The organism is Sorangium sp. So ce836, from assembly GCF_028553905.1.
In the GTDB taxonomy this organism is placed as follows: domain Bacteria; phylum Myxococcota_A; class Polyangia; order Polyangiales; family Polyangiaceae; genus Sorangium; species Sorangium cellulosum_D.
In genome coordinates, this window is the sequence record NZ_CP102233.1 from 11,985,027 (window position 1) to 11,998,840 (window position 13,814).

Below are 13,814 nucleotides of genomic sequence, written 5' to 3' on the forward strand. Positions count from 1 at the left end.
GCGCACAAAAGCGACGCGCGCTCACCAGCTGCGCCAAAACCGCGCTCATCGTGCAAAAGTCCAGCACGATCGGTCGGAGTTGAGCATGAGTCCAAAGCACCATAGACTCAGCACATGCTTAACCCTTCGACTCACTCCTACGCCATCGCGCTCGCCGCGACGCTCATGGCCTCTGCGCTGTCGGGCTGCATCGGCGAGCTGGGGAGCGTGCTGACCGAGAGCGAAGACAGCGGGCCGACGAGCGGCGCCGGCGTCGGGGACGGCGACGGACCGCCGGGCGGCGGCTCGACCGCCGCGGGCGCCGGAGACGGCGGCGGCACGGGCGGCTCGCCCCCCGGCGGCAACGTCGGCTCCACCACCGCGGGCGCCGGCGGCAGCGGCGCCGCCACCGCGGGCGCCGGCGGCAGCGGCGCCGCCACCGCGGGCGCCGGCGGCAGCGGCGCCGCCACCGCGGGCGCCGGCGGCAGCGGCGGCGCGCCCGCGGCAGGCGCCGGCGGCAGCGACGGCTCCACCACCGCGGGCGCCAGCGGCAGCGGCGGCTCACCCGCGGGAAGCACCAGCGGCGCCGGCGGCTCCGGCAGCGGCGCCGGCGGCTCGGGCGGCAACGACGACCCGACCGGCGCGGCGCAGCTGTGCGTCGATACGATCAACCAGCACCGCGCCACGCTCGGCCTGCCGCCCCTCGCGCGCTGGACCGAGGCGGAGTCGTGCTCCGATGAAGAGTCCGAGTCCGACGGAAACACCGGCCAGGCGCACGGCGCGTTCGGCGCTTGCGACGAGCGGGCTCAAAATGAGTGCCCCGGCTGGAACGGCCCGCCCGAATCGATGATCGTCCCGTGCTTGCAGGTCATGTGGGACGAGGGGCCCGGCGAGGATTTCAACAAACACGGCCACTACATCAACATGAGCAACACCGCGTACACCAAGGTGGCTTGCGGATTCCACACGTTCCCGGACGGCAGCGTCTGGGCCGTGCAGAACTTCCGGTGATCGGCGCGCGGCCGCTCACCCGCTCTCCGCGCCGTCGACCTCCCGCGCCACGAGCGCCTCGGCGCCGTCCTCGGCTCCCGGGGCCGCCGCCCCCTCCGTGAGCTTTCCGGTGAGCCGCACGCACCTCGCGCGGTGCACCCAGACGTCGAACGCCTCCATCATCCGCCGCTCGACCTCCGCGCCCTCGAGCAGGCCGAGCGCGCGCGCGACCGCCTCCAGCGTCGACAGGGCGCCCTCGTGCGGGGCGCGCCGCAGCCCGTAGCGGCTCGGCGCGCCCTGCGGCAGCGCGACCGGCTCGGCGCCCTGCGCGTCCGCGTCGCGGTGAACGACCCGGCGCGCCTGGTTCCAGTTGCCGTCCGGAACGAGCAGCACCACCGGCCCGCCGCGCGCGTCGTCGGGCGAGAGGGCGCGCGCCCCGGGCGACGGATACAGCACGAGCCGGCGCCCCTCCGGCAGCGGCGGGCGCGCGCGCGGCGCGATCTCGCCGCGCACGCGCACCTCCGCACCCTCGAGCAGCCGCGCGACGAGCCGGCCCGTGTTGGTGCTCCTCGTGCGCTCGATCCGGTGGGTGAGCAGCACGACGCGCGTGCGCACCGCGAGCCGGGGCAGCGCGCCGCAGAGGCACATCGATCGCGGCAGACCGCAGCCGCGGCAGCGCGGCGTCCCCCGCGCGCGGATGGGGGGCAGATCGGGCGGCTGCAGCGGGACGAACGTCATCTCGGCTCGGGACCGGGCGTTCTCGCACGCGCGGGCCTCCCCGGTCAAATGGCCCCTCCCCGCCCGGGCACCTCGAGCACGCCCCGCGACGCACTCCTGTTCCCGCGGAGCGCCCGGCGCCTCGTGCGCGCGCGACGCGGCGCCCGGCCGGTCGGCTGCCGGGGGGGCGATCGACGGCGGGGGCGCGCGGCCCCCGGCCGGCGGAGGGGCGCTTTACTTCAGCTGGCAGACGTCGAGCACGTCCATGTCGGTGTAATCGAGGTTCTCGCCGCCCATGGTCCAGATGAAGCCGTAGTTCGAGGTGCCCACGCCCATATGGATGGACCACGGCGGCGAGATCACCGCCTCGCCGTCGCCGACCACGAGGTGGCGCATGGCGTCCGGCTGGCCCATGAAGTGGAATACCCGATTGTCGCCGGTCAGGCCGAAATAGAGATAGATCTCCGAGCGGCGGTCGTGCAGGTGCGGCGGCATGGTGTTCCAGACGCTGCCCGGCTTGAGGAAGGTCACGCCGAGGAGCAGCTGCGCCGACTGGCACACGCCCGGGATGATGTATTGATAGATGGTGCGCTCGTTGGACTGCTCGGGCGACCCGCGCTCCAGGGGCTTGGCCTGCTCGATCGAGATCTTGGTCACCGGAAAGGCGGTGTGGGCCGGCAGGCTGGCCAGGTAGAACTTGGCCGGCGCGGCGGCGTCCGCGCTGTCGAAGGTCACGTCGGTGACGCCCATGGGCACGTAGAGCCCGTCGCGGGGCTTCAGGTCGTAGGCCTTGCCGTCGACGGTGACGCGGCCGGCGCCGCCCACGTTGACGATCCCGAGCTCGCGGCGCTCCAGGAAAGGACGGCCCTTGGCGCTCTTGGGCTCGGTCTGGGCCGGCAGCGTCAGGGTCTCCTTCGTGGGCGTGGCGCCGCCGATCACGAAGCGCTCGTTGTGCGAGTAGCTCAGCCGGGTATGGCCGGGAGCGAACAGGCCTTGCACGAGATATCGGTCGCGGAGCGTCTGGTTGTCCGCGCCCGTCATCATGTCCGGGTGCGTGGCTTGATAGGTCTTGTTGAACATGATCCATCCTTGAGGCGCGCCGCGCCACGGGAGCCGAGGGCGCGAGCGCCGGGAGCGCGCGAGGAGCCGGAGGCTGGATGGCGTGGCAGGAGCCGTCCTGCCGTCCGCTCACGACGTCCACCGCCGAGCGACCCAAGATGCACAGGACGTTCCAGCGCTGTGCGATGCGCCGGATCGAGGGGAGGAAACACGCGACGGCTGTCGCGCGGCGAGAATTTTCCGCCTATGGCAGCAAAAACCGAGGTGTGCTGTCAACCGCGGCTTGCGCCGGTTGACAGGCGCGGTTGACGGCCCGCGCGCTTCGAGGCGCGAGAGATCACGGCGGCGGCGCCGAAGAGCCCGGTGCCGAGGGCGACGCCGGGGCGCCGGCGCCGCGCCGGCGCCGCGCCGGGCCGACGATCCACGGCCCGGCGCCCCGCGCCGTGGTACATCTACGAGCACATCTTGAAAGGAGCGCGCAATGGCGAAGCTCATGGTGTACGAGACGTTCTCCAAGTCCGATATCGATGCGCTGCTCAATGCCGGCATCATCGTCAACCTCGCGTTCGACGCGTCGCACGGCAAGCAGGAGAAGACGGTCCACCTCGAGCTGCTCATCGACGCCAGCTACGAGGCGATCCAGCGGCTCAGGAGCCGTCACAACGACACGTACATCAAGCTGAAGGGCGCGCTGATGCAGGGCGAGGGCACGTACAAGCTCGAGTGCCACACCTTCGATCAGGACATCGTCGACAACTCGCCGAAATCCTACGAGATCCGCCAGAACCGCGCGATCGTGCGGCACGGCGACATCGGCACCATCATCCAGGACATCGGCTGGTGGTGAGGCGCGCGAACGCGCCGGCGCGCCGCGCGCCCTAGCTCCGTGCGTCAGAAATCCCGCCAGCAGCGCCCAGCTCATCCCTGTCGTGGCGTCCCACAGTTGGCTCCGGATCGGGCATGATGCGAGCCGCATGAAGCATCGAAACCGATACGCCAAATGGCTGCTGTTCGCAGCCCTGACCATCCCTGTCCCCGCCTGCGGGGACGACTCCACGGATCCCCCGGCTGACCCGACAGGGTCGGGCGGGTCGGGCGGCGGCGCCACGACCGGGACCGGCGGCTCCGGCGCGGGCACCACCACCGGCTCCGGCTCCGGCGGCGGCGGCGCAGGCGGCTCCGGCGCGGGCACCACCACCGGCTCCGGCGGTGGCGGCGGCGAGGGCGGCTCCGGCGCGGGCACGGCCACCGGCGGCGGCGGCGGCGAGGGCGGCTCCGGCGCGGGCACCACCACCGGCTCCGGCGGTGGCGGCGGCGAGGGCGGCTCCGGCGCGGGCACCACCACCGGCGGCGGCGGCGGCGAGGGCGGCTCCGGCGCGGGCACGGCCACCGGCACCGGCGGCGGCGAGGGCGGCTCCGGCGCGGGCACCACCACCGGCACCGGCGGCGCGGGCGGCGAGAGCGCGGGCACGACCACCGGCACCGGCGGCGGCGGCGGCGCGGGCGGCGAGAGCGCGTCGGTCGAATGGCCGACGGTGACGAGCGAGATCCCGCTCGACCCCGAGATCGAGGACGCCATCGCCGAGCTGCTCGCGCAGATGAGCCCGGCGCAGAAGGTCGGCCAGATGGTCCAGCCCGAGATCCTGGCGATCACGCCGGACCAGGTCCGGGAGTACCACATCGGCTCGGTGCTGAACGGCGGCGGCTCCTGGCCGGGCCGCTCCAAGCACGCGACCGTGGCCGACTGGGTCGCCCTCGCGGACGCCTATTACGCGGCCTCCACCGACACGAGCGGCGCGCCCGGCGAGCACCTCGGCATCCCCGTCATCTGGGGCGTGGACGCGGTGCACGGCCACAACAACGTGATCGGCGCGACGCTGTTCCCGCAGAACATCGGGCTCGGCGCCATGAACGATCCCGATCTCATCGAGGAGATCGGCTCCATCACCGCCACCGAGGTCGCCGTCACCGGGCTCGACTGGGCCTTCGCCCCCACGCTCGCCGTGGTGCGGGACGACCGGTGGGGCCGCTCCTACGAGGGCTACTCCGAGGATCCGGAGATCGTGAAGAGCTACGCGGGCCGGATGATCCGGGGCCTGCAGGGCCGGCCGGCGGACAGCGCGGATCTGTTCAGCGGCAGACACGTGATCGCGACCGCCAAGCACTTCATGGGCGACGGCGGGACCGAGCAGGGCAAGGACCAGGGCAACACCGTCTGCTCCGAGGAGGATCTGCGCGACATCCACGCCCAGGGCTACCTCTCCGCGCTCGAGGCGGGCGCGCAGACCGTGATGGCGTCGTTCAGCAGCTGGAACGGCGACAAGATGCACGGCCATCGGTACCTGCTCACCGACATCCTCAAGGGCCAGCTCGGCTTCACCGGCTTCGTCATCGGCGACTGGAACGGGCACGGCCAGCTCCCGGGTTGCAACAACTCGCAGTGCGCCGCGGCGATCAACGCCGGGGTGGACATGATCATGGTGCCCAACGACTGGAGGGCGTTCATCGAGAACACCATCGCTGAGGTGCAGAGCGGCGAGATCCCGATGGCCCGCGTCGACGACGCGGTGACCCGGATCCTGCGCGTGAAGATGCGGGCCGGCCTCTTCGGCCCCAAGGCGAACAAGGGCGCCCCCTCGGCCCGGTCGGTCGCCGGCGACGCCACGCTCCTCGCCGCGCCGGAGCACCGGGCCGTGGCGCGCGAGGCCGTGCGCAAGTCGCTCGTCCTGCTCAAGAACAAGGGCGACGTCCTGCCGCTCAGCAAATCGATGAACGTCCTCGTGGCCGGCAAGACCGCGGACAACATCCAGAACCAGTCCGGCGGCTGGACGCTGACCTGGCAGGGCACCGGCAACACCAACGCCGATTTCCCGAACGCGCAGTCCATCTACGCCGGCATCGACGAGGCGATCGCGGGCGCCGGGATGAGCGGCAGCGCGACCCTGAGCCCCGACGGCACCGCCGCGGCCGACACCTTCGACGCCGCGATCGTGGTCATCGGCGAGACGCCCTACGCCGAGGGCCAGGGCGACATCGGCAAGTTCGAGACGCTCGAGCACGCCAACCTGAACCCCGAGGACCTCGCCGTCATCGACACCATCCGCGCCCAGGCGCCGAGCGTGCCCATCGTCACGGTGTTCGTGTCGGGCCGCCCGCTCCACACCAACAAGGAGCTCAACCGGTCGGACGCGTTCGTCGCGGCCTGGCTGCCGGGCAGCGAGGGCGGCGGCGTCGCCGACGTGCTCTTCGGCGATTACGAGTTCCAGGGCAAGCTGTCGTTCTCGTGGCCCTCGGCCGACTGCCAGGCGCCCATCAACAAGGGAGATGGCGAGACGCCGCTCTTCCCGTATGGCTATGGCCTCGTGACCACCGACGCCGACGTGCTCGACGACGATCTGCCCGAGGTCTCCACGGGCCACGGCTGCGCGGCCCCGGACCCGGGGGAGGCCGGCACCACCAACGAGCCGCTCGAGATCTTCGTGGATGGCGACGAGAAGGGCGATTATGTGCTGCGCATCGGCGGCCCCTCGAACTGGGGCGGCATCGACGTGGGCATGGGGGCCACCCTGCCCGGCGGCGAGGTCAGCGTGAGCACGGTCGACGGCGAGATCCAGGGCAGCGCCAAGCAGGTGACCTGGAGCGCGACGGGCCAGATCTACGCGCAGGTCTCGGCGGGCATGCCCGGGGTCGATCTGTCGCCCTACTACAACTCGGAGACCTCGATCGTCTTCCGGGCGCGCGTCGATGCTCCGCCCGAGGGCACGCTGGTCACGCTGTCGGCCCACTGCGTGTATCCCTGCTTCGGCGACATCAACATCGCGAGCACGCTGACCTCCATCGCGGACGGGGAGTGGCACGAGGTCTCCGTCCCGCTGAAGTGCCTGACGGACAAAGGGCTCGACATCACCAACGTCAACACGCCCTTCCTCATCTACTCGGAGTCGCCGATGGACGTGGCGATCGAGGACGTCCGCTGGGAGCCCTTCACGGCCGGCCCCACGCCGACCTGCGCGTTCTGAGCCTCTCAACGTGGATTTCGCGCCTACGATGCCGGTCCGAGGCGTGAGAAATCCGATGTCGTAAACGGAACGCCTTTAAAAAGGCTCGGCGTGGCGACCCGCCCGGGTCGCGCCGTTCAACCGTCCGCGCGGCCCCAATCCAGCGATAGCCCGACGTAGTTCTCCGCCAGCGAGCTGGATGCCGCGCGCGAACGCACGATGTAGTCGAGCTGCGACCGCTGCAGGCGCTGCTGGAACGCGTCGTCCCCCGGGGAGCGGTGCAGCATGGAGGTCATCCACCACGAGAAGTGCTCGGCGCGCCAGACACGCCGCAGACAGGTCGCGGAGTACCTCTCGAGCGCCGCCGTGCCGCCGGTCTCGAAGTAGGCCGCGAGCGCCTGCGCCAGCACGCGCACGTCGGCGATCGCCAGGTTCATGCCCTTGGCGCCCGTGGGCGGCACGATGTGCGCCGAGTCGCCGGCGAGATAGAGGCGGCCGTACTGCATCGGCTCGACCACGGAGCTGCGCATCCCCGTGATGCCCTTCTCGAGGATCGGCCCCTCGTTGATCCGCCACCCGTCGTCGGTCTCGAGGCGAGCGCGGAGCTCCCGCCAGATACGGTCGTCGGACCAGCCCTCGATCCGCTCGTCCGGCTCGACCTGCAGGTAAAGGCGCGTCAGCTTCGGCGAGCGCATACTGAACAGCGCGAAGCCGCGCTCGTGGTACGCATAGATGAGCTCGTCGTGCGCCGGCGGCGCCTGCGCCAGGATGCCGAGCCAGGCGTACGGATACGTGCGCTCCAGTACGGCGAGCACGCCGTCCGGGATCGATCGCCGGGATACGCCGTGCGAGCCGTCGCAGCCGGCGACGAAATCACACTCGAGCTCGCACGGCGCGCCGTCATGGAGGTACCGGATGCGCGGGCGCTCGGTATCGATGTCGAGCAGACGCACCTGTTCGGCCGAGAACTGAATCGTACCGCCGGCCTCGAGGCGTGCGCGGATGAGATCCTTGACCACCTCCTGCTGGCCGTACACGGTGATCCCGCGCCCGCCGGTGAGCTCGTCGAGCGCGACGCGGTGGGTGGCGCCGCCGAACCTGAGGTGGATGCCGTGATGCACCATGCCCTCGCGGCGCATGCGCTCGCCCACGCCGGCTTCGTTCAGGAGGTCCACCGTGCCTTGCTCGAGCACGCCGGCGCGGACACGGCGCTCGACGTACTCGCGCGTGTGCTTCTCGAGCACGACCGACTCGATGCCCTGCAGGTGCAAGAGGTGCGAGAGCATGAGCCCTGCCGGCCCGGCCCCGATGATTCCGACTCGAGTCCGCATGGGGAGCGCTAGCCTCCGTTCTCCGGCTCGCCGTCGATCTCCGCGAAGGTCTCCGCGGCCAGACGGAACGCCGTGTTCGCGGCCGGTACGCCGCAGTAGATCGCCGCCTGGAGCAGCACTTCCTTGATCTCGTCGCGCGTCACGCCGTTGTTCAACGCCGAACGCACATGCAAGCGAAACTCCTCACCACGATTGAGGGCCACCATCATGGCGAGGCACAGCAGGCTGCGTGTCCGGCGATCCAGCCCGGGGCGAGTCCAGATCTCGCCCCATGCGTATCGGGTGAGCAAGTCCAGGAACTCGCCGTTGAACGCGCTCCGGCTCTCGATGCTGCGTTCGACGTGGGCGTCGCCGTGCACGGCACGGCGCATCTTCATGCCCTGGTCCAGTCGCTCGCGCTCGTCCATCTCGCACTCTCCCTAGGCCGCGATGAAGCCGAGGACGCTCTCGTTGAACAGCGGTGTGGCTTCGATGTTGGACAGGTGCGCCGCGGGCAGCTCGACGTAACGCGCCCCCGCGATGTGCTCCGCGAGCCAACGGCCCTCGGACGGCGGCGTCGCGCTGTCGCGCGCGCCCGCGATCACCAACGTGGGCGCGCGCACCTCGGCGACGCTCGTTCGCTGATCCGCGTCGCGCACGGCCGCGCACGCGGGGATGTACCCCTCGGGTCTGGTGGTGAGCAGCATCTGTCGCACGCGCTCCACCGCGGCGGGATCTCGCTGCCGGAACTCCGCGGTGAACCACCGGTCGAGCACGGCCTCTGCAATCGCGGCCATGCCGCCGCTCGCGACCGCTTCGACGCGCGCGTCCCAGAGGGACGGCGGGCCGAACGCCGCGGCCGTGTTGCACAGCACGAGCTTGTGCAGCCGGTCCGGCGCATGAGCGCCGAGCCAGATGCCGACCGCGCCGCCCAGCGACAGCCCGCAGAAGTGCACCCGCGGCAGCTCGAGCGCGTCGAGCAGCGCGACGGCGTCCCGGCCCAGGCGCTCGATGTCGAAGGGCGCGTCCGGCACCGAGGACGCGCCGTGTCCGCGCATGTCGTAGCGCAGCGCGCGGAAGCGGCGCGTGAGCGCAGGCACCTGGCTGTCCCACATCCCGAGCGCCGTGCCGAGCGAGTTCGCGAGCATGACGACGGGCGCGTCCGCCGGCCCGTCCAGGCGGCAGTGCAGCTCGGCTCCGACGACGTCGATCATCGGCACGTCACGCCTCGCTCCGTCGCGCGCCCCGGGAGTGCTGCGCCAGCACACGCGCGCTCCAGTCTTCGGCGAGCCCCAGGTACGCGGCCGGGTCGCACAGGTCGTCGAGCTCGGCGACCGAGAGACGGGTCGTCACCTCGGGCTCCGCCGCCAGCACGTCGCGCAGCGATCTGCCCTCGGCCATGGCGCGGCGGCAGGCGCGTTCGACCAGCGCGTGCGCCGCCGAGCGACCCACGGTTCGAGCGAGCGCGAGCGCCACCGCTTCGGCCAGGAGGACGCCGCGCGTGGCGTCGACGTTCGCCCGCATCCGCTCCGCGTCGACGTGGAGCCCCTCGATCACCTGCACGGCGTGCATGAGCGCGCCGGACGTCAGCAAGCAGATCTCGGGCAGCGACTCCCACTCTGCCTGCCAGCCGCCGAGCCCTCGTTCATGCTCCTGCGGCATCGCGGAGAGGAGGGTCGCGACGAGCCCTGGGATGCGCGTTGCCGCCGCCAGGATCGCGGCGGCGCCGGTCGGGTTGCGCTTGTGCGGCATCGTGGAAGAGCCGCCGCGCCCGGGCGCGTGCGGCTCGAAGGCCTCGGCGACCTCCGACTGCATCATCAGCGAGAGGTCGCGCGCCATCTTGCCCAGGCTCCCCGCGAGCAGGCCGAGCGCCGCGGCCACCTCGGCGATGCGGTCGCGCTGGGCGTGCCACGGGAGATCCGGCACGGCGAGCGCCAGATCTTGCGCGAGATGCGTGGCGACATCGAGGCCTCGTGCACCGAGGGAGGCGAGCGTGCCGGCGGCGCCGCCGAACTGGATCACGAGCACCCGGCCGCGCAACGCGCGCAGGCGCTCGCGCCCGCGCGACGTCGCGGAGAGCCAACCGGCTGCCTTCAATCCGAACGTCACGGGGAGCGCCGGCTGCAGCCACGTGCGTCCGAGGACCACCGTTCGCTGGTGAGCGCGCACGAGCTCGGCCAGCGCGTCGGCCAGGCGTCCCAGATCGGCGTCGAGGAGGCCGAGCGCGGCGCGCAGCTGGAGCACCAGGCCGGTATCCATCGCGTCCTGGCTCGTCGCGCCCCAGTGCACGAAGCGCGCGGCGTCCGGATCCTGCCGAGCCACCAGGTCGGTCAGCGCGGCGACGAGCGGTATCGCGGCGTTCCCGGCGAGCGCGGCGCCCTGGGCGAGCCGGTCGACATCGAACCGCTCTGCGCGACATTGCGAGACGATCGGCGTCGCGGCCTCCGGCGGGATCACGCCCAGCCCGGCCTCGGCCCGCGCCAGCGCGGCTTCGAAGTCGAGCATCCCCTGCACCCGCGCTCGATCGGAAAAGATGTCCCGCATCGCCTCCGAGGCGAAGAGCTCGTCGAACAGGCTGCGCGATCGAACCGTCATGATGCCTCAACCCTCGAAGAAAACGGTCTCATCGGCGCCCTGGAGCGCCACGTTCCACTCGAACACGTCGACCTCGCCCGGTCGGGGGCTCGCGATCAGGCTGCCGCGCCTCGACGCCGGTACGCGCCCGAGCACGAGGTCATCCTCGTTGGCGATCTCGTCGGCGAAATAGATGCGCGTGACGAGCGGGCGCAGGAGCCCGCGCATGAATACATGGACAGAGATGTGAGGGGCCTGCATGCCGGCGCCCGGTGCGGGCACGCGCCCTGGCTTCACCGTCCTGAAACGAAATGCGCCGGCATCGTCCGTCGGCACCCGCGCGTAGCCCCTGAATCCGGGCGTCGGGCGCTTGTCCTGGCGGTGGGCGGGGTGTGGGTACTCGCCGTTCGCGTCCGCCTGCCAGACTTCGATCAGCGCGTCGGGCACGGGCACGCCGTCACCGTCGAGGACGCGGCCCTGCACCGTGATGTGCCGCCCCGGCGTGCCGGCCTCCGCGACCTGGTCGCTGAACAGCCACCGGAGGCCCATGTGAAAGAACGGCCCGACGGTCTGGGAGAGCGTCGGCTGCAGCGTCACCTCGCGCTCATCCGCCATGGGCCGGGTCCTCCAGGGGCGTCGCGTTGCGCCCGCGCAAGATGATGTCGAAGCGGTAGCCGAGCGCCCATTCCGGCGCAGTCGCCTCCCAGTCGAAATCCGCAATCAAGCGGTTGCGCGCGCGTTCGTCTGGCACAGCGTTGAAGATCGGGTCGAACGGCAGCAGCGGATCCCCGGGGAAGTACATCTGGGTCACGAGGCGAGTCAGAAACGCGGGCCCGAACACGGAGAAATGGATGTGTGAGGGACGCCACGCGTTGTGGTGGTTGCGCCAGGGGTAAGCGCCCGGTCTGATGGTGATGAAGCGATAGCGCCCTTCGTCGTCCGTCACCGCTTGACCAGACCCCTGGAAGTTCGGATCGATCGGCGCGTCGTGGTTGTCCTTCTGGTGCAGGTAGCGTCCGGCGGAGTTGCACTGCCAGATCTCGACCAGCGTTCGGCGGAGCGGGCGTCCGTCCTCGTCCAGCACGCGGCCTGCGACGACGATGCGCTCGCCCAGGGGCTCGCCCCTGCCCTGGCGCGTGAGATCGGCGGCGCTCGGCGCCACGAGCTCCGCACCGAACACGGGGCCCGTCACCTCCGACAAGGTCTGCGGCAAGACGACGAGCGGCCGCGTCGGAGCCCGCTTGAGCGTCGAGCTGTACGGCCGATGCAAATAGGGCGGCTGCGTGCCTGGCGCGGGACGACGGTAAATGTCTTTATCGGCCATTGTTCACACCCGTTCGAGAATCATGGCGATGCCTTGCCCGACGCCGATGCACATGGCGCACAGAGCGTAGCGGGCGCCGCTGCGTCGGAGCTGATGGACCGCGGTCGTCACGAGCCGCGCTCCGCTCGCGCCGAGCGGGTGGCCAAGGGCAATGGCGCCGCCGTTCGGGTTGACGAAAGGGGCGTCGTCCGGCAGCCCGAGCTCGCGCAGCACGGCGAGCGCCTGCGCAGCGAAGGCCTCGTTCAGCTCGACGACATCCATCCGGGCGATCGTGAGGCCCGCGAGCGCGAGCACCTTGCGCGTGGCGGGGACGGGACCGATGCCCATGATGCGGGGCGCGACGCCCGCCACGGCGACCGCGACCACGCGCGCGCGCGGCGTGAGCGCGAAGCGCTCCGCCGCCGCCTCCGACGCGAGCAGCACCGCGCAGGCGCCGTCGTTGATGCCGGAAGCGTTCCCGGCCGTGACGGTGCCGCCGTCCTTGACGAACGGCTTGAGCTTCGCCAGGCCTTCCAGGCTCGTGTCGGGCCTCGGGTGCTCGTCCCTGTCGACGAGAGCGGTCGCCGACCTCCTCGGCGCCGCGACCGGTACGATCTCGTCAGCCAGGCGGCCCGCCTCGATGGCGGCCGCCGCGCGGCGTTGGCTGCGGTAGGCGAAGGCGTCCTGGTCGGCGCGCGAGACCTTGAACTCTTCTGCGACGTTCTCGGCCGTCTCCGCCATCGCGTCCGTGCCGAAGCGCGCGTGCATCAGGGGATTCACGAAGCGCCAGCCGAGGGTCGTGTCCTCGAGCTCGAGCCCCCGGGCGAAGGCGGCATCGGCCTTCGAAAGCACGAAGGGCGCACGCGACATGCTCTCGACCCCGCCGGCGATCGTGAGCGACACCTCGCCCGCCTTGATCGCGCGCGCGGCCACGGCGACCGCTTCCAGGCCGGACCCGCACAGCCGGTTGACGGTCGCGCCCGGCACCGATGCGGGCAGGCCCGCGAGCAGGGCTGCCATCCGCGCGACGTTGCGGTTGTCCTCGCCGGCCTGGTTCGCGCAACCGTAGATCACGTCGTCCACGGCCGACCAGTCCACGCTCGGATTGCGATCCATGAGCGCGCGTATCGGCACGACCGCGAGGTCGTCCGCGCGCACCGTGGCGAGCGCGCCGCCGTAGCGGCCGAAGGGAGTCCGTACCGCGTCGCAGATGTAAGCCGGCGCCATCATCGAGCCATTCCCTGCCGGAGCGGCGCGGCCGTGAGCCGAGCGAGCTCCTCGAATGAGAGGCCGTCGATCAGCTCGACGGCGGTGAGCCCTTGCGGCGTGACGTCGATCACCGCGAGATCCGTGTAGATGCGCTTCACGCACGCGACGCCGGTCAGCGGGTACGTGCAGCGCTCGACGATCTTGCTCTCCCCCGACCTCGTGGTGTGCTCCATCATCACCCAGACGTCGCGCGCGCCGATGGCGAGGTCCATGGCGCCGCCGACCGCGGGGATGGCGTCCGGCGCGCCGGTGTGCCAGTTGGCGAGATCGCCGTTCACGGACACCTGGAACGCGCCGAGAACGCAGACATCGAGGTGGCCTCCGCGCATCATGGCGAACGAGTCGCCATGATGGAAAAAGCATCCGCCGGGCAGCAGCGTCACCGGTTGCTTGCCGGCGTTGATGAGCTCGGGGTCTTCGTCGCCTGGCGCCGGCGCCGGGCCCATGCCGAGGATGCCGTTCTCGCTGTGCAGGAACACCTCGCGGTGGCGCGGCAGGAAGTTCGACACGAGCGTCGGCAGCCCGATGCCGAGGTTCACGTACATGCCCTCTTTGATGTCGTCGGCCACGCGTGCGGCCATTTGCTCGCGGCTGTAGCGTCGGATCGTCATCGTC

General features: G+C 71.4%; 13 protein-coding genes. 3 read left to right on the forward strand and 10 right to left on the reverse strand.

Annotated elements, in window-relative coordinates:
- The first annotated feature begins 114 nt into the window (after positions 1–114).
- Positions 115–990 (forward strand): CAP domain-containing protein, encoded by an 876-nt coding sequence (locus tag NQZ70_RS43755; protein WP_129579518.1) that lies wholly within the window; start codon positions 115–117, stop codon positions 988–990.
- Between the two features lie 15 nt (positions 991–1,005).
- Here NQZ70_RS43755 and NQZ70_RS43760 read toward each other — a convergent pair whose 3' ends face one another.
- Together NQZ70_RS43760 and kduI are read right to left on the reverse strand one after the other, a co-directional pair.
- Positions 1,006–1,707, reverse strand: coding sequence for a tRNA-uridine aminocarboxypropyltransferase (locus NQZ70_RS43760; RefSeq protein WP_129579519.1), 702 nt, complete (start codon positions 1,705–1,707; stop codon positions 1,006–1,008).
- Positions 1,708–1,920: 213 nt separating this feature from the next.
- Entirely contained in the window at positions 1,921–2,766 is an 846-nt protein-coding gene (kduI, locus tag NQZ70_RS43765; RefSeq protein WP_129579520.1) for a 5-dehydro-4-deoxy-D-glucuronate isomerase, read from the reverse strand.
- Positions 2,767–3,226: 460 nt separating this feature from the next.
- Here kduI and NQZ70_RS43770 point away from each other — a divergent pair, with 460 nt between their 5' ends.
- Both NQZ70_RS43770 and NQZ70_RS43775 read left to right on the forward strand, forming a co-directional pair.
- Entirely contained in the window at positions 3,227–3,592 is a 366-nt protein-coding gene (locus tag NQZ70_RS43770; protein ID WP_129579521.1) for a hypothetical protein, read from the forward strand.
- 127 nt (positions 3,593–3,719) lie between these two features.
- Positions 3,720–6,764: an exo 1,3/1,4-beta-D-glucan glucohydrolase gene (locus NQZ70_RS43775; RefSeq protein ID WP_237244597.1), complete on the forward strand. Its 3,045-nt coding sequence runs from the start codon at positions 3,720–3,722 to the stop codon at positions 6,762–6,764.
- 116 nt (positions 6,765–6,880) lie between these two features.
- Here NQZ70_RS43775 and pobA read toward each other — a convergent pair whose 3' ends face one another.
- The 8 genes from pobA to NQZ70_RS43815 are packed head-to-tail and all read right to left on the reverse strand — an operon-like array spanning position 6,881 to position 13,810.
- Positions 6,881–8,074 carry a 4-hydroxybenzoate 3-monooxygenase gene (gene pobA, locus NQZ70_RS43780; RefSeq protein WP_129579522.1) on the reverse strand — a complete coding sequence of 398 codons (1,194 nt, stop codon included), beginning with the start codon at positions 8,072–8,074 and terminating at the stop codon, positions 6,881–6,883.
- Between the two features lie 8 nt (positions 8,075–8,082).
- Positions 8,083–8,481, reverse strand: coding sequence for a 4-carboxymuconolactone decarboxylase (gene pcaC, locus NQZ70_RS43785; RefSeq protein WP_207217629.1), 399 nt, complete (start codon positions 8,479–8,481; stop codon positions 8,083–8,085).
- 12 nt (positions 8,482–8,493) lie between these two features.
- A complete protein-coding gene (gene pcaD, locus NQZ70_RS43790) occupies positions 8,494–9,267 on the reverse strand; it encodes a 3-oxoadipate enol-lactonase (protein WP_207217630.1) in 774 nt (257 codons plus the stop codon).
- 7 nt (positions 9,268–9,274) lie between these two features.
- On the reverse strand, positions 9,275–10,648 hold the full coding sequence (locus NQZ70_RS43795) for a 3-carboxy-cis,cis-muconate cycloisomerase (RefSeq protein WP_129579523.1): 1,374 nt from the start codon (positions 10,646–10,648) through the stop codon (positions 9,275–9,277).
- 6 nt (positions 10,649–10,654) lie between these two features.
- Entirely contained in the window at positions 10,655–11,242 is a 588-nt protein-coding gene (gene pcaG / locus NQZ70_RS43800) for a protocatechuate 3,4-dioxygenase subunit alpha (protein ID WP_237244598.1), read from the reverse strand.
- A complete protein-coding gene (pcaH, locus tag NQZ70_RS43805; RefSeq protein ID WP_129579524.1) occupies positions 11,232–11,951 on the reverse strand; it encodes a protocatechuate 3,4-dioxygenase subunit beta in 720 nt (239 codons plus the stop codon). Before pcaH ends, pcaG begins: the two co-directional genes overlap by 11 nt.
- Positions 11,952–11,954: 3 nt before the next feature.
- The gene (gene pcaF / locus NQZ70_RS43810) at positions 11,955–13,157 is read right to left on the reverse strand and encodes a 3-oxoadipyl-CoA thiolase (protein ID WP_129581931.1); all 1,203 of its coding nucleotides are present in this window, start codon (positions 13,155–13,157) and stop codon (positions 11,955–11,957) included.
- Positions 13,157–13,810, reverse strand: coding sequence for a 3-oxoacid CoA-transferase subunit B (locus tag NQZ70_RS43815; RefSeq protein WP_207217631.1), 654 nt, complete (start codon positions 13,808–13,810; stop codon positions 13,157–13,159). Before NQZ70_RS43815 ends, pcaF begins: the two co-directional genes overlap by 1 nt.
- Between the last annotated feature and the right edge of the window lie 4 nt (positions 13,811–13,814).